The sequence below is a fragment of the Vibrio sp. 99-70-13A1 genome (genome assembly GCF_013114625.1).
Lineage (GTDB): Bacteria > Pseudomonadota > Gammaproteobacteria > Enterobacterales > Vibrionaceae > Vibrio.
Map to the genome: position 1 here is coordinate 1 of NZ_VTXD01000036.1, position 16,180 is coordinate 16,180.

16 protein-coding genes and 5 tRNA genes are annotated in these 16,180 nt (G+C 41.6%); 9 read left to right on the top strand and 12 right to left on the bottom strand.

Annotated elements, in window-relative coordinates:
• Positions 1–115 precede the first annotated feature (115 nt).
• From F0226_RS18480 to lolB, 9 genes are all read right to left on the bottom strand, one after another.
• Positions 116–192: transfer RNA gene (locus F0226_RS18480), tRNA-Met, on the bottom strand.
• 77 nt (positions 193–269) lie between these two features.
• Positions 270–344 (bottom strand) — tRNA-Gln (locus tag F0226_RS18485).
• Positions 345–373: 29 nt separating this feature from the next.
• A tRNA-Leu gene (locus F0226_RS18490) sits at positions 374–458 on the bottom strand.
• A gap of 68 nt (positions 459–526) precedes the next feature.
• Positions 527–603 (bottom strand) — tRNA-Met (locus F0226_RS18495).
• A 284-nt stretch (positions 604–887) separates the two neighbouring features.
• Positions 888–1,979, bottom strand: a complete 1,092-nt coding sequence (ychF, locus tag F0226_RS18500; protein ID WP_137374862.1) for a redox-regulated ATPase YchF — start codon at positions 1,977–1,979, stop codon at positions 888–890.
• 10 nt (positions 1,980–1,989) lie between these two features.
• Positions 1,990–2,580 (bottom strand): aminoacyl-tRNA hydrolase, encoded by a 591-nt coding sequence (pth, locus tag F0226_RS18505; protein WP_171737022.1) that lies wholly within the window; start codon positions 2,578–2,580, stop codon positions 1,990–1,992.
• A 203-nt stretch (positions 2,581–2,783) separates the two neighbouring features.
• Positions 2,784–3,728 (bottom strand): ribose-phosphate pyrophosphokinase, encoded by a 945-nt coding sequence (locus F0226_RS18510; protein ID WP_012603389.1) that lies wholly within the window; start codon positions 3,726–3,728, stop codon positions 2,784–2,786.
• Positions 3,729–3,755: 27 nt separating this feature from the next.
• Entirely contained in the window at positions 3,756–4,658 is a 903-nt protein-coding gene (gene ispE / locus F0226_RS18515) for a 4-(cytidine 5'-diphospho)-2-C-methyl-D-erythritol kinase (RefSeq protein ID WP_171737023.1), read from the bottom strand.
• Positions 4,655–5,311: a lipoprotein insertase outer membrane protein LolB gene (lolB, locus tag F0226_RS18520; protein WP_171737024.1), complete on the bottom strand. Its 657-nt coding sequence runs from the start codon at positions 5,309–5,311 to the stop codon at positions 4,655–4,657. Before lolB ends, ispE begins: the two co-directional genes overlap by 4 nt.
• A 160-nt stretch (positions 5,312–5,471) precedes the next feature.
• On the opposite strand from lolB, the gene hemA reads away from it, so the two are divergent.
• From hemA to ybaK, 8 genes are all read left to right on the top strand, one after another.
• A complete protein-coding gene (hemA, locus tag F0226_RS18525) occupies positions 5,472–6,731 on the top strand; it encodes a glutamyl-tRNA reductase (RefSeq protein WP_171737025.1) in 1,260 nt (419 codons plus the stop codon).
• Positions 6,732–6,761: 30 nt separating this feature from the next.
• A complete protein-coding gene (prfA, locus tag F0226_RS18530) occupies positions 6,762–7,850 on the top strand; it encodes a peptide chain release factor 1 (protein WP_171737026.1) in 1,089 nt (362 codons plus the stop codon).
• Between the two features lie 4 nt (positions 7,851–7,854).
• Positions 7,855–8,727 (top strand): peptide chain release factor N(5)-glutamine methyltransferase, encoded by an 873-nt coding sequence (gene prmC / locus F0226_RS18535; protein ID WP_171737027.1) that lies wholly within the window; start codon positions 7,855–7,857, stop codon positions 8,725–8,727.
• Positions 8,728–8,795: 68 nt separating this feature from the next.
• Positions 8,796–9,179 carry a SirB2 family protein gene (locus tag F0226_RS18540; RefSeq protein ID WP_137374855.1) on the top strand — a complete coding sequence of 128 codons (384 nt, stop codon included), beginning with the start codon at positions 8,796–8,798 and terminating at the stop codon, positions 9,177–9,179.
• A 6-nt stretch (positions 9,180–9,185) separates the two neighbouring features.
• Entirely contained in the window at positions 9,186–9,995 is an 810-nt protein-coding gene (locus tag F0226_RS18545) for a SirB1 family protein (protein WP_171737028.1), read from the top strand.
• A 25-nt stretch (positions 9,996–10,020) separates the two neighbouring features.
• Positions 10,021–10,872, top strand: a complete 852-nt coding sequence (gene kdsA, locus F0226_RS18550) for a 3-deoxy-8-phosphooctulonate synthase (protein ID WP_137374853.1) — start codon at positions 10,021–10,023, stop codon at positions 10,870–10,872.
• Positions 10,873–11,225: 353 nt separating this feature from the next.
• The gene (gene ushA / locus F0226_RS18555) at positions 11,226–12,887 is read left to right on the top strand and encodes a bifunctional UDP-sugar hydrolase/5'-nucleotidase UshA (RefSeq protein WP_171737029.1); all 1,662 of its coding nucleotides are present in this window, start codon (positions 11,226–11,228) and stop codon (positions 12,885–12,887) included.
• 175 nt (positions 12,888–13,062) lie between these two features.
• The gene (gene ybaK / locus F0226_RS18560) at positions 13,063–13,536 is read left to right on the top strand and encodes a Cys-tRNA(Pro) deacylase (protein ID WP_171737030.1); all 474 of its coding nucleotides are present in this window, start codon (positions 13,063–13,065) and stop codon (positions 13,534–13,536) included.
• Positions 13,537–13,688: 152 nt separating this feature from the next.
• Here ybaK and rluF read toward each other — a convergent pair whose 3' ends face one another.
• From rluF to F0226_RS18575, 3 genes are all read right to left on the bottom strand, one after another.
• Positions 13,689–14,741 (bottom strand): 23S rRNA pseudouridine(2604) synthase RluF, encoded by a 1,053-nt coding sequence (gene rluF, locus F0226_RS18565; RefSeq protein ID WP_171737031.1) that lies wholly within the window; start codon positions 14,739–14,741, stop codon positions 13,689–13,691.
• 178 nt (positions 14,742–14,919) lie between these two features.
• Positions 14,920–15,504 carry a DNA endonuclease SmrA gene (gene smrA, locus F0226_RS18570; RefSeq protein WP_171737032.1) on the bottom strand — a complete coding sequence of 195 codons (585 nt, stop codon included), beginning with the start codon at positions 15,502–15,504 and terminating at the stop codon, positions 14,920–14,922.
• Positions 15,505–15,704: 200 nt separating this feature from the next.
• Entirely contained in the window at positions 15,705–15,842 is a 138-nt protein-coding gene (locus tag F0226_RS18575; protein WP_171737033.1) for a DUF3149 domain-containing protein, read from the bottom strand.
• A 253-nt stretch (positions 15,843–16,095) separates the two neighbouring features.
• Here F0226_RS18575 and F0226_RS18580 point away from each other — a divergent pair.
• Positions 16,096–16,172: transfer RNA gene (locus tag F0226_RS18580), tRNA-Pro, on the top strand.
• The last annotated feature ends 8 nt before the right edge of the window (positions 16,173–16,180 follow it).

Consider the following 16,180-nt stretch of genomic DNA (forward strand, 5'->3'; position numbering starts at 1 on the left):
GGCGCCAGAACCTAAATCTGGTGCGTCTACCAATTCCGCCACGACCGCAGCAAAGCTTTTACTCTAGCGAAGAGTATAGTTAAGAAGACTTATGGTTTGTCTAAATAACGTTGTATGGTGGCTACTGCGGGATTCGAACCTGCGACCCCATCATTATGAGTGATGTGCTCTAACCAACTGAGCTAAGTAGCCATCTGAGAGCGAGACAATATAATATAATCTTGCTTTCAATGCCATTATCTTTTGACAGATAATTACACTTAATAATATGGCTGGGCTACCTGGATTCGAACCAGGGAATGCTGGCATCAAAAGCCAGTGCCTTACCGCTTGGCGATAGCCCAACAACGATATCAATTAAGATACCTCAATATGGTGCGGTCGGAGAGACTTGAACTCTCACACCTCTCGGCGCCAGAACCTAAATCTGGTGCGTCTACCAATTCCGCCACGACCGCTTTACTTTCCTAAAAACTCTTTGTTGTTAATATTCATATGTTTAATAACAAATAAAGCGCTTAGGAAATGGTGGCTACTGCGGGATTCGAACCTGCGACCCCATCATTATGAGTGATGTGCTCTAACCAACTGAGCTAAGTAGCCATTTCCAATTTTCTTGCTCACTTTTAAACGTTGCCGCTTTGCTGTGAACGGGGCGCATTATGCGTAGTTGAGTGAAACCCGTCAACTTTTTTTTTGAATAAATCACGAATAAACATCTGTTCGATTCCTTTTTAGTCAAAGAGGCGTATTTGTCATCAGAAACGTAGGTGAAAAAGTCGAGTATAGGAAGAGTTAATTTTACCAATAAGCAGAAAGAGAGGGGGAATAAAAATAAAAAAGGTCAACGTAATCGTTGACCTTTTTAGGTTATTTTAAATAAAGGATTATACGTTGAAACGGAAATGAACCACATCGCCGTCTTTCACGATGTATTCTTTACCTTCTAAGCGCCATTTACCTGCGTCTTTAGCTCCACTTTCACCGTTAAACTCGATGAAATGATCGAAACCAACAACTTCTGCACGGATGAAGCCTTTTTCGAAATCTGTGTGGATCTTACCAGCTGCTTGAGGTGCTGTTGCACCAACAGGGATAGTCCAAGCACGTACTTCTTTTACACCAGCAGTGAAGTATGTTTGAAGAGTAAGTAGTTCGTAACCAGAGCGGATTACTCGGTTAAGACCTGGTTCTTCAATGCCCATGTCTGCTAGGAACTCTTCACGGTCTTCATCATCTAACTCAGAAAGCTCTGATTCGATTGCAGCACAAACCGCAACAACAACGTTGTTTTCGTTCTCTGCGTATTCACGAACTGCATCTAGGTAAGGGTTGTTCTCAAAACCTTCTTCACTAACGTTTGCAATGTACATTGTTGGTTTTAGAGTTAAGAAGTTTAGGTAGTCAATTGCTGCTAATTCTTCTTTAGCCAGTTCAACAGTACGAGCCATGCCACCTTCTGTAAGAATTGGTAGCAGCTTTTCAAGGACCGTAATTTCAAATTTAGCGTCTTTGTCGCCGCCTTTTGCTTTTTTAGCATTACGTTGAATAGCACGCTCACAGCTGTCTAAGTCAGCAAGAGCCAGTTCAAGGTTAATAACTTCGATATCTTCAATTGGAGATACTTTGCCAGAAACATGAACAATGTTTTCATTTTCAAAGCAGCGAACAACGTGACCGATAGCGTCAGTTTCGCGGATGTTAGCTAGGAATTTGTTACCTAGACCTTCACCTTTTGAAGCGCCAGCAACTAGACCTGCGATATCCACAAATTCCATTGTCGTTGGAAGGATCTTTTGTGGATTAACAATTTTCGCTAATGCATCTAAACGAAGATCTGGAACAGGAACGATGCCTGTGTTTGGTTCGATAGTACAAAACGGAAAGTTTGCTGCTTCGATGCCCGCTTTAGTCAGTGCGTTAAACAGAGTTGACTTGCCTACGTTTGGTAGACCAACGATGCCACATTTAAAACCCATGATATAAACCTTATTCTGCTTTGAACGTATGTAAGCGATTTTGTGCTTTTGGTAGACCATCTTTTAATAAGATGTCTAGGCTGCGTACTGATTCGTCAACGACGGCTTCAATACACTCTTGTTCTTTAGTAGGAGCTTTCCCTAATACATAACCTGCAACTTTATCTTTATGCCCTGGGTGACCTATGCCTAACCTGAGACGATAAAATTCTTTATTGTTACCTTGCTTACTGATGATGTCTTTCAGACCATTGTGTCCACCATGACCACCGCCTTTTTTGAACTTACCAATACCTGGAGGTAGGTCTAGTTCATCATGGGCAACCATAATTTCTTCTGGTTTTATCTGATAGAACTTAGCAAGAGCAGCAACGGCTTTTCCTGATAAATTCATAAATGTAGTTGGGATCAGTAAACGAAGATCTTCCCCGTGAACCATAATACGACCTGTTAATCCGAAAAACTTTGCTTCATTTTTCAAGGTAACATTATGTACTCGTGCTAATTCTTCAACGATCCAAGCCCCAGCATTATGGCGAGTTTTGGCGTATTCTGGACCTGGATTAGCCAGTCCAACGAGAAGTTTTATTTGTTGGCTCAAGGTAAGGATCTCTCTTGGGATTTCAAAAAGCGCCGTATGATATCACAGTTTATTAAAAAGGTGCGAGCTAGCTGAATAACTCAACAGTTCTTTGCTGGATAAACAATTTCAATAGGCATCAGGCATAAAAAAGCACTTCAATAAATGAAGTGCTTAATATTTTTCTCACTGTAAATGTTTAAAGTAAAGTGGTGAGACTTTGATTAGTTAAACATTGCAGAGATTGATTCTTCGTTGCTGATGCGGCGAATCGCTTCAGCAAGCATGCGAGAAAGGCTTAGTTCAGTAACTTTACCTGTCGCAGCCATCTCTGGAGAAAGCTTGATTGAATCAGTAACAATAACTTGGTCTAGAACTGAGTTGCGGATGTTTTCTGCAGCAGTACCAGAGAAAACAGCGTGAGTTGCGTAAGCGAATACACGCTTAGCACCACGCTCTTTTAGAGCTTCAGCTGCTTTACATAGCGTGCCACCCGTATCGATCATGTCATCAACGATCACACAGTCGCGACCTTCAACATCACCGATTAGGTTCATTACTTCAGAAACGTTAGCACGTGGACGACGCTTATCAACGATAGCGATATCAACATCGCCTAGCGCTTTAGCTGTTGCACGAGCACGTACAACACCACCAAGATCTGGAGAAACCACGACTGGATTTTCTAGACCACGGTTAGCCATATCTTCTAGAAGAACTGGAGTGCCGAAGATGTTATCAACAGGTACATCGAAGAAGCCTTGGATTTGCTCTGCGTGTAGGTCGATAGTAAGAACGCGGTCAACACCAACGTTAGAAAGGAAATCTGCAACAACTTTTGCAGTGATTGGCACACGAGCAGAACGTACACGACGATCTTGACGGGCATAACCGAAGTAAGGGATTACAGCAGTAATACGGCCAGCAGAAGCACGGCGCATTGCGTCAATCATTACCACCAATTCCATAAGGTTGTCATTGGTTGGTGCACAAGTTGATTGAATCAGGAATACATCACTACCGCGAACGTTTTCATTGATTTGTACAGCGACTTCGCCATCAGAAAAACGGTCTACAGTAGCATCGCCAAGAGAGATGTATAGACGATCAGCAATACGTTGGGCTAGTTCAGGTGTTGCGTTACCAGCAAATAGCTTCATATCAGGCACGGTGGAAACCTCGGGTTGCGTCCAGTTTTAAATAGATTGTGTGTGGGCTGATTGGTATTCAGCCAAAGTTTCTTTTAAAGGTGAAGTGTTACGACCTTTGGCAATAAATGCAGAAACAGTGTCAGGTAGTTTTCTCAGAACCGATTCTGCTTCTTTTTTGCTGTTAAATTCAGCAAAAACGCATGAACCAGTGCCAGTCAATCTCGACGGCGCGTATTGTAGCAGCCATGAAAGTTGCTTATCAACCTCTGGGTACAGCATTCGCACAATTTTTTCGCAATCGTTTACGTATTCTTGCTCTAGAAGCGTTGATAGCGCTCGTTTTGGTGTATTTCGAGTTAATTCAGAATGTGTGAATATGTCTACAGTTGCTATGCTCACTTGAGGTTTTACAACCAGATACCACTTTTCATCCGGATTAGCTGGCTGCAGCTGTTCTCCAACCCCTTCAGCAAAGGCAGCAAAGCCTTTAACAAAGACAGGAACGTCAGCGCCGAGCTTCAAGCCGATCTCTGCAAGCTGATCATCCGATAGGCTGAGTTGCCAGAGATAGTTAAGTGCAACCAATACGGTTGCAGCATTCGAGGAGCCCCCTCCAATACCACCACCCATAGGGAGAACTTTCTCAAGGGAAATATCTGCTCCCAATAATTGAGAAGTGCGCTGTTGGTTGTTTCCTTGCTGATGGTACTCTTGAAGGGCAGTTGCGGCTTTCCAAATTAAATTATCTTGGGTTGCTACTCCTGGGATCTCAGGAGTGATGGTAATTTCATTGGAACGTTCATGAGCGGTCACCGAGAGCTTGTCACTAAATTCAACAAACTGGAAAAGCGTTTGCAGTTCATGGTAGCCATTGTCTCTTCGACCTGTAATGTACAAGAATAAATTGAGCTTGGCCGGAGATGGCCAGTGAGTCGTGCTTAAAATCATTTCGTGAGCGTCCACTTAGAAATAACAATGTTGATCTTGTTGCTGTTTTGCTGGAAAGATAGCCGGGATGGTAGTGGGATTGTTGTTACATCCTTATTATTGCTTAGGCTACTTTCAATTATTTTCTTTGGCAGTTCAATGTCTTGGTATTTGCTGAAATCTATCGTCCAAGTATCTCCATTCACTTGTTTAGTTAGCGAGTCTAGTGTGTTGGTGATGTCATTCAATTGGTATGTATCGGCTTGTTCAGGCAGTGCCAATAACCACTTTGGCAAGTGTTGAACAGGAATCTGAAGCCCTGTTAACTGCTTCACTAATACTGTGGCACTTTTGTGTGTGAACACTTGGTCGTCATAAGTGACAACTTTGGCACCGTTTTTACTAACTGTTAGGTTGAGAGCTGTTTGTCCAAGGAAAGTTGTAAGTCTGAGTTGACTGCTCGATTCGGAGTGTGTCCAAGTGAAATTTAAACTTTGTCTTTGTTCTGGGGATATATAACCGAGCTTGCCTGAAGCTCGGTAACTTTGAATTTGAGAGAGTTGATATGAATGAGCTTGCCATTCTACGCTAGTGGGTTGTTCTGTAATTGACGTACAACCGACCATAAACAGGGCGATAAAAAAGAGAGAAGTAATTCTATGAAACTTATCCATTTTGCTCACAACTTATTCAATTTTTTGGGAAAATCACAATTACTATAGCATTGAACTCACGAACTCTGGAAAACAAATCCCGCTTGCTCTTTAAATAGAGCCATGCATCAAGTAAAATTCGCGTCCTAATTTCTAATCCTTGATCGAGAACTTCTGATACATGTCTTTGCTTGCCGTAGGTATCAATCACAATACAGCGTCGGTTGAATTGCGAGAAAAAGTCGCTTTTGGTCCAGATAAACTATCTGGGGCTCTAGAGCAGCTTGGCGCAAATGCACACGTGAATGGAAGTGTCATACTTTCAACCTGTAACCGCACTGAAATTTATTGTGACGTTAAAGGCGCTGCGAAAAGTAAGCTGATCGACTGGCTGTCGGTTTTCCATCAAGTAAGCCCCGAAGAATTAAAACCAAGTTTATATATCCATGAAGAGCAAGCGGCGATAAAACACCTTATGCGTGTTGCTTGTGGATTAGATTCATTGATTTTGGGTGAACCTCAAATATTAGGGCAAGTTAAACAAGCTTATACAGATTCACGTGATCATAAATCTGTAGATGCAGCCATGGAAAAGCTTTTCCAGAAATCCTTTTCGGTTGCTAAGCGTGTTCGAACAGAAACTGAAATCGGTGGAAGTGCTGTTTCAGTGGCTTATGCTGCTTGTACGCTTGCAAAACATATCTTCGAATCTATTGAAGAATCTACCGTTTTACTCGTTGGTGCTGGTGAGACAATAGAGCTTGTCGCTAAGCACCTTTCAGCAAATGGTTGTACAAAAATGATTGTTGCTAACCGAACACGCGAACGTGCATTAGGATTAGCAGAAGAGTTTGGCGCGGAAGTCATCAGCTTAAATGAGATTCCTGACCATTTATCCAGAGCGGATATTGTTATTAGTTCAACAGCAAGCCCATTGCCAATTATTGGTAAAGGTATGGTTGAAACTGCGCTTAAGCAAAGAAAACACCAACCTATGCTTTTAGTCGATATCGCTGTCCCAAGAGATGTAGAGTCGCAAGTTGGTGATCTGAACGATGCCTATCTCTATACTGTGGATGATCTACAGTCGATTGTGGATAGTAATATTGAGCAACGTAAAGTAGAAGCGATTCAAGCTGAAGCGATTGTCAGTGAAGAAAGCGCGGCATTCATGAGTTGGATGCGATCATTACAAGCTGTCGACAGTATTCGTGAATACCGACAGTCATCAAATGAAATAAAAGAAGAATTACTTAGTAAAAGTTTACAGGCTCTTGCCGCCGGCGGTGACCCTGAAAAAGTTTTACTCGAGCTTAGTAATAAGCTCACCAATAAATTGATCCATGCTCCTACGCGTGCGCTACAAAGTGCCGCAGAGCAAGGAGAACCTGCAAAATTAACGGTCATTAGACAGAGTTTGGGCCTTGAAGACCCTCAATAATATTATAGACCTCCAACAAGATAAGAAATTATGAACGCCTCGATTCTAGTAAAGCTTGAAACACTTGTTGAACGTTATGAAGAAGTTCAACACCTGCTTGGTGACCCTGATGTTATTGGGAATCAAGATAAATTCCGCGCTCTTTCTCGTGAATATTCACAGCTAGAAGAAGTGACTATGTGTTTTCAGGCCTACCAGCAAGCACAAGAAGATTTAGAAGCTGCTGAAGATATGGCAAATGAAGATGACGCTGAAATGCGTGAAATGGCTCAAGAAGAGATCAAAGAAGCAAAAGAAGCCATTGAGCGTTTGACTGACGATCTACAAATTCTATTACTGCCAAAAGACCCGAATGATGAGCGCAACTGTTTCTTAGAAATTCGTGCGGGTGCGGGTGGTGATGAAGCCGGTATCTTCGCTGGTAACCTTTTCCGTATGTATTCTAGATTTGCAGAGAAAAAAGGTTGGCGTGTTGAAGTGATGAGCAGTAATGCTTCAGAGCAAGGCGGTTACAAAGAAATGATCGCTAAAATTAGCGGTGAAAGTGTATACGGCACAATGAAGTTTGAGTCAGGCGGTCACCGTGTTCAGCGTGTACCTGAAACCGAATCTCAAGGTCGAGTGCATACTTCAGCTTGTACTGTTGCCATCATGCCTGAAATCCCAGAAGCGGATTTACCAGAAATTAAATCGGCAGATCTAAAAATTGATACATTCCGTGCTTCTGGTGCGGGTGGTCAGCACGTTAACACGACGGATTCAGCAATCCGTATTACTCACTTACCAACAGGTACAGTAGTAGAGTGTCAAGATGAGCGTTCTCAACATAAAAACAAAGCGAAAGCGATGGCAGTACTTGCCGCTCGAATCGTTCAAGCTGAAGAAGAACGCCGCGCTGCTGCTATTTCTGACACACGCCGTAACTTACTAGGTTCTGGTGATCGTAGTGACCGTATTCGTACTTATAACTACCCACAAGGTCGAGTATCTGATCACCGCATCAACTTAACGCTTTACCGTTTGAATGAAGTCTTAGAAGGCGACCTACAAAGCTTATTAGATCCTGTTCTTCAAGAGCACCAAGCGGATCAGTTAGCAGCACTGGCTGAAAATAACTAAGCATATGTTGTCAACATTTACGGTTGAAAGTGCATTAAAGTCAGCAATCGTACAGCTTCAAGAGGGCGATAATACATCGCCCTCAATTGATGCTGCTGTACTACTTTGCCATGCATTAGATAAGCCACGATCATTCCTGCTTACCTGGCCTGAAAAATTCCTCACGTTAGATCAAGAATCTCAATTTTTTGCTTTGTTGGATCGCCGTTTAATTGGTGAACCAGTGGCTTATATTGTGGGTGAACGTGAGTTTTGGTCTTTACCTTTAAAGGTATCTCCGTCGACATTAATCCCTCGCCCAGATACTGAGCGTTTAGTGGAAGTGGCGTTAGATAAAACTCATGGTAAAACTGGCAATATTCTTGATTTGGGCACGGGCACTGGCGCGATAGCACTTGCTCTTGCATCTGAAATGCCTAATAGGCAGATAATAGGTATTGATTTACGCCCTGAAGCCCAGCAATTAGCGACGGAAAATGCCGCAAACTTGAACATTAAGAATGTTGGTTTTTACCAAGGCAGCTGGTTCGAACCGCTTGTCGCTGAAGATTCAAAGATTATTGGTACAAAGTTTGCTTTGATCGTATCGAATCCGCCATATATTGAAAAAGACGATCCGCACCTTGAGCTGGGTGATGTTCGTTTTGAACCGATAACGGCATTAGTGGCTGAAGAAAAGGGCTTAGCCGATATCAAATATATAGCTAAACATGCCGTTAATTTCCTTGAAAGTGATGGCTGGCTGGCATTTGAACATGGTTATGACCAAGGTCTTGCCGTGAGAGAGATCATGCAAGCGTCAGGCTATTTAGACGTGATTACAGAAAAAGACTATGGTGGCAATGATAGGGTCACATTAGGTCGTTACTTGCCGTAAGGCTCGTTTATAATAAATTGCATACATAATTACTCATTGAGTAAAACTGGAAGTTTTAGAGGGAATCCATGTACGAAGGTTTGAAACATTTTCATTTATTAACAGTTGGTTTGAGTGCTTTACTGTTGTCTGTTCGCTACGCATTAATGATGGCGAATTCCCCAATGCTGAAACACCCTTTCTTACAGCGTTTTCCACACATTAATGATTCATTATTACTATTGTCTGGTTTTGGCTTGATTTACATTACAGGGTTTATTCCTTTTACTCCTTCAGCGCCTTGGCTAACTGAAAAGCTAACGTGTGTAATGGCATTTATTGGTCTTGGATTCTTTGCTTTAAAATTCGGAAAAAACAAGCTGATCAGAACCTTTTCATTTTTTGGTGCACTAGGTTGGTTAGCGATGGCAGGAAAAATCGCAATCACAAAAACTCCTACCTTTTTTGGTTAATGTCACATGTATGAATTCTTTGATGAGGACCTTGACCAACTAGAGCTTGCTCAAGGTGCTCTTTTATTAAATAAAGCGGTTAACCCAGAAACTCAAGAACACTGGGCTGAACAAGAGCTAATCAGATTATTTGATGAAGCTGAGTTTGCTTTAGTTAATGAGCAAGATGAACAGCAAAAGTTTGAATCTTTCTTACGCTTATTTTTCCATGAATGGGGCTTTAGCGGTGATAAAGATGCTTACTTCTCATCTGAAAATGCTTTTATAGATAAAGTATTGGAACGACGTAAAGGCATACCGGTCAGTTTAGGGGCTGTATTTCTTTTCTTAGGTCGCAAGCTTGGTTTTCCTGTTGAAGGCGTTTCATTTCCAACGCAATTTTTAATCAAAGTAAATTGGTTTGAACAAGCACCTGTATACATCAACCCATTTAATGGTGAATACGTTGGCGTGCAAACGTTAAGTGCCTGGTTAATTGGGCATGATGGTCCATTAGCTAAGTTGAAGAGTGAACATTTAGAAAGTGCAGATAACCCAATGGTCATTGGTAAATGGTTAGCGTTGCTAAAAAGTGCTTTATTGCGTGAAGAGCGCTACACGCTGGCTTTAAAATGCACCGATCTTGCACTAACGTTTGTACCAGACGATCCATATGAAATTCGCGATCGTGGTTTTATTTACCAACAGCTCGATTGCCATCAAGTTGCAGCGTCGGATTATCAATACTTTATTGATCAATGCCCTGATGACCCTGCATCTGAATTGCTGAAATCTCAAGTGAACGCAATGAATGAAACCTCAGTGATCGTTCACTAATTTATAATTATTTAGAGAGAACAAGATGGAACAGAAAATAGTTCATATTGGCGATATGCCAATCGCAAACGACAAGCCATTTACGCTATTTGCTGGTATGAATGTACTTGAATCTCGTGATCTTGCCATGCAGATCTGTGAACATTACGTAAAAGTGACTGAAAAGCTGGGTATCCCTTACGTATTCAAAGCATCTTTTGATAAAGCTAACCGTAGCTCTGTTCACTCATACCGTGGTCCAGGTATGGAAGAAGGTCTGAAAATTTTCCAAGAATTGAAAGATACTTTTGGCGTTAAAATTATTACTGATATTCATACAGAAGCTCAAGCTCAGCCTGTAGCGGACGTTGTAGACGTAATTCAACTTCCTGCTTTCCTTGCTCGCCAAACAGATTTGGTTGAAGCAATGGCAAAAACAGGCGCAGTAATTAACGTTAAGAAACCTCAATTCATGAGCCCAAATCAAGTGGGTAATATTGTTGATAAGTTTGCTGAGTGCGGCAACGACAATATTATCCTTTGTGAGCGTGGGGCTTGTATGGGTTACGACAACCTTGTGGTTGATATGCTTGGTTTTGGTGTGATGAAGAAATCATCGAACGGCAGCCCAATCATTTTTGATGTGACTCACGCGCTTCAAATGCGCGACCCATCAGGCGCTGCTTCTGGTGGTCGTCGTGAGCAAACCGTTGAACTGGCAAAAGCAGGTTTAGCGACGGGTATTGCGGGTCTGTTTATCGAAGCACACCCTAATCCAGATCAAGCGCGTTGTGATGGACCGTCGGCATTACCGCTAGATAAATTAGAACCATTCCTAGCGCAAATGAAAGCGCTGGATGATTTAATTAAAGGTTTCGACCATATCGATATCAAATAATATCGAACTTGATAAGCCGGCATATAAGCCGGCTTTTTTGTGCCTATAATGTCGAGATGTGCTCTGAAACTGTTTATTTATTGAGTCACTTCTCAATAAAAACCAAGTGACGTGAAATCACAGTAAAACGTTTGCCTGTGATCATTTGAAATGACTCATGCAAAGCTTGGTGTTTGTTGCAGCTTATGAAGGCAATTAAGGTGATCAATTCGACATAAACATGAAATCTTAATGTCTCATTTGGTTTGTTAATTTAAACTAGATCTAGTTTTGCAGGTTTTAAGCGTGTCACAAGTACATGATATGGACCTAAATTTTCAGTAGTGGATCCCACAAAGTTCAAAGGTATGACAATGAAGCAACGCCTTATTCTAAAAACAGCGCTAAGTGCTGCTATTCTTGCCACTCTTTCTGGTTGTGCAACACAAGCAACTCAAGATTGGAATGAAGACACAACTTACAAACTGACTGTTCTACACACAAATGATAACCATGGTCGTTTTTGGCAGAATAAATATGGCGAGTACGGCATGGCTGCTCGTAAGACGCTAATTGATGAACTTCGTGCCGAAATTCGTGCCGAAGGCGGTAGCGTACTGCTTTTATCTGGTGGTGATGTAAACACTGGTGTTCCTGAATCTGATCTGCAAGATGCAGAACCTGACTTTAAAGGCATGAACAAGATTGGTTACGATGCAATGGCATTAGGTAACCACGAGTTTGACAACTCTCTTGAAGTGCTTGATAAACAAATTGATTGGGCTAATTTCCCAATGCTTTCAGCAAACATCTACGATAAAGCGACAGGTGAACGTAAGTTCCAAGCTTACGAGATGTTTGAAAAGCAAGGTATCAAGATTGCTGTTATTGGTCTAACAACAGAAGACACAGCAAAAATTGGTAACCCAGAATTTATCGGAAGCATTGATTTCCGAGATCCTAAAGAAGAAGCAAAAGAATTGATTGCTGAACTTAAGGAAACTGAAAAGCCAGATCTTATCTTTGCTGTAACGCACATGGGTCACTATGAGAATGGTCAGCGTGGTGTAAATGCTCCAGGTGATGTTGCTCTTGCACGTTACCTAGACGAAGGTTCTCTTGATATGATCGTAGGTGGTCACTCACAAGAACCTGTATGTATGGAAGCGCCAAACGTAATCAGCAAAACATTTAAGCCAGGTGACGAATGTAAACCTGACGTACAAAATGGTACTTACATCGTACAAGCTCACGAGTGGGGCAAATACGTGGGTCGTGCTGATTATGAGTTCCGTAATGGTGAACTAGAAATGGTAAGTTACGATTTAGTTCCTGTTAACCTTAAGAAGAAAGTGAAGGTTGACGGTAAGAAGACACGTGTACTTATCGAAGAAGAAATTGCACAAGATGCAGAGCTGCTTGAATTCCTTCGCCCATTCCAAGAACAAGGTCAAGCGCAGCTAGAAGTTAAAATTGCAGACACTAATGGTAAACTTGAAGGTGACCGTAATGTTGTTCGCTTCCAACAGACTAACCTGGGTCGTTTAATTGCAACCGCTCATAAAGAGCGTGCGAAAGCTGACTTCGGTGTAATGAACTCTGGTGGTGTACGTGACTCTATTGAAGGTGGCGAAGTAACATACAAAGATGTACTGACTGTCCAGCCTTTTGCAAACATCCTGACTTACACAGATATGTCTGGTAAAGAAGTGATGGATTACTTAAACGTAGTTGCAACTAAACCAATTGATTCTGGTGCTTACGCTCAATTCTCTGGTATCTCAATGACAGTTGCAAATGGTGAAGTATCTAACGTATTCATTGGCGGTAAGCAGTTACGTTTAGACGAAACGTATCGTTTCACTATCCCAAGCTTCAATGCTGCAGGTGGTGACGGTTATCCAAAACTAACAGGCCACCCTGGCTTCGTTAATACTGGTTTTGTAGATGCTGAAGTACTAAAAGAGTACCTAGAAGCAAACAGCCCAATAGACGTAAATAAGTATGCACCTTCAGGTGAAATGGTTTACAAGTAAATTGATTGAAGAATAGTTTGACTATTACATTTCGATAAATTTAACTAAAGCGATGCTCCGGCATCGCTTTTTTATTGGTGTTACTTTATCTTCAGCCATATTTAGTCAGTTTGCACATTTAGCTTAAGAGACATGTATCCCTTTCAATATTTATCTATTTCATCATAGGCTTAGAATGACCCCTGCGATTAACCTAGCGAAGAAGAAGAAAATTTCTCATAAAGTGCATCAATACGATCATGATCCAAGCCACGATAGTTACGGGCTAGAGGCGGTTGAAGCGCTTGGGCAAGATCCAAAGCGAGTATTTAAGACGTTATTGTTTTGCCTCAATGGTGAACCAAAGAACTTAGCAGTAGCTGTTATTCCTGTAGATCAGAAACTGAATTTAAAACTTGCAGCAAAAGCTGGTGGCGGGAAAAAGGCAGAAATGGCTAACCCTGATATTGCACAAAAGACAACAGGGTATGTCGTGGGTGGTATTAGCCCTCTCGGACAAAAGAAATCATTGCCTACTTTTATTCATGAAAGTGCAAAAGAACTAGAAACCGTTTGTGTGAGTGCCGGGAAGAGGGGATTAGAGATTGAACTTACTCCTGATGACTTAGCAGCATTAACAAGGGCAAAGTTTTTTGGTTTATGCCTTTAATTAGCATGTTTGGGGAAGGGCGGAGTTAAACTAAGAATATACGCGCGATCTATAGTTTTCTTTTACCAAAACCAAAACCAAAACCAAAACGCCGACCAAGTCATTATGGTCGGCGTTTATAGAAACGAATATCTAGTAGCAGTTCGCTTTTATTATTTCTTTAAACTTAACGTTCCGCCAGTGCGCTTGGATGCGGGTTTATTCGAGCTTGATTGATTTGGGCGAGAGTTTGAGTTCCATCCTCCCTCTTTCTTACGATTTTGCCCTGAACCATTTTCATCACTTGTACGTGAGCGACCGCGTTTTGAATTAGGGGCATGTCTGAATTCGTCCGCATTATTTCCGCGGAAAGTACGTGGGCGGTTTTCTTTTTGATTACGACGCGCGATTGAAGATTGGTTTTCTTCACGGCTATCGTAAAGTTTAGCATCGGTTGCTTTATTTATATGGCGACCTTTAGCGTCTAGTTTTGATGCTTCTTCTGTACTACTTGAATCATCACACATTGAAAGGATTTCAGTGACTTCATAATCACTTAAATAACGCCATTTTCCGTTTGGAATGCCGTCTAAAGAAATATTCATAATACGAACACGGCGTAACTTAAATACTTCATAGCCAAGTGCTTCACACATACGGCGAATTTGGCGGTTTAAACCTTGGGTTAAAGTGATTCGGAAAGAGAACTTGGTTTCTTTTTCAACGTGGCAAGGAAGCGTTATGGTATCTAAAATTGGCACGCCTGCTGCCATCTTCTTCAGAAACTCACCAGTGATAGGCTTATCAACACGAACAACATATTCTTTTTCGTGGTTATTACCAGCACGAAGGATCTTATTAACAATGTCGCCATCATTCGTTAGGAAAATCAAGCCATCAGAAGGTTTATCTAAACGTCCAATAGGAAATATACGTTTATGGTGACCAATGAAGTCAACGATATTCCCAGGGATGTCGCGCTCAGTTGTACAAGTAATACCCGTTGGTTTATTCAAAGCGATATAAACAGGCTTTTCTTTTGAACGAACTGGCTTGTTATCGATTTCTACATCATCACCAGGCACTACTTTAGTTCCCATCTCAGGGATTTTGCCATTGATAGTGACGCGTCCAGCATCGATAAGTTTGTCTGCTTCACGGCGTGAGCAAAAACCAGTTTCACTGATGTATTTATTGAGACGTTTAGCTTGGGAATCTTGTGACATGATCTTCTCTTTAGCGTTTCACAACGGATTTATTTGAAAATAAAAAGCAACTACAAGGTAGTTGCTTAGTGATAACGTGATTTTAGCACCAACACTAGTGTTCAGCATTAACTATCTTAAGGGGCACTAGCTAGCTTCAGGCAACTCATTGTTTTAAAGAGAGAATCAGCTTATAAGGTTACTGACTCATCCGCTTTTGGTGCTTCTCTCTATTCTCTAGCTTCTTGTTATTGCTTTTACGGAGCATAACGTACACAGCGCCACTGCCGCCATGGAAGGCTTGAGCAGAATGGACACATTGCACATCGTTAATTTGTGTCATCCAGTTCGCGACATAGCTTTTCATCATTGCGGGTGGATTAGAGCGTTCACCCTTTCCATGAACGATTAACACCGTTCGAATGTCCATTGCTAGGCACTTACGTAAAAACGAAAGAATGTCATTTCTGGCATCTTTCAGAGTTTTTCTGTGTAGGTCCAGTTTGGCTTGAATTGGGTATTTTCCTAGACGTAATTTTTTATAAACACCATCTTGCACACCGTCTTTTTTATATTCGATGATATCGTCAGGTTTGATCATAGGGCAGTAATCGAGGGACAAATAATCTTGGTCATCATCAGACAACCACATCGCGGCTTCGCGTTTCGCTAGTTGTGCGTCAGTGACGCGATGAACCTTTTGGTACTCAGCGGTATCTTGGTCAATACGCTTCACATCCCCCATCATTTGTTGGAATAAGTCTAGATCGTTATCATGAGACATATCGTTCACCTCAAGTCTGCTATGTTGCATGTTGAAGCTATTGTATGAAATAGGACTAAAAGAGGAAAGTGAATCTAAGGAAATCGTGGTTAAGGTATAAGCAGAAAGTAAAAAACCGGAGGCGACAATAAATATCAACTCCGGTGCTAAGCTATGAATTATCATCCACTCTTACGATGAATGATAAAGGCTTGGCGATTTTAGTGAGGAGTGTCAGTCATAACTTTGTAGATGAAGAAGCCTCCATAAAACATCATAAGACCAAGTGCTGCGAAGATAACTATCATTGATGACAGCCCTACCGCGTTTCCAAATAGGAGATCAAGCCAAAAGTCCATGTGTTTACCTCAAAGTTAGATGACAAAATTGAGTTTATTCATTAGAGCAATAACCTCCCTGATCTGGATCAAGCTTGTTGCATAAGTTAACTATATGTTTCCTTAGCTGTGTTTTTAATCACAATTTTATTTAATTGTATGAGTTTTGTTCGAATGATTTTTTATTTAAAAAAATCGAAGAAAACCGCTTGCGCATAAGTTCAGAATCCGTATTATACGCTCCATCGACAGGCAATAAGCCAGTTAGATATCTCGGTGAATAGCGCAGCTTGGTAGCGCATCTGGTTTGGGACCAGAGGGTCGGGGGTTCGAATCCCTCTTCACCGACCATATTAAGA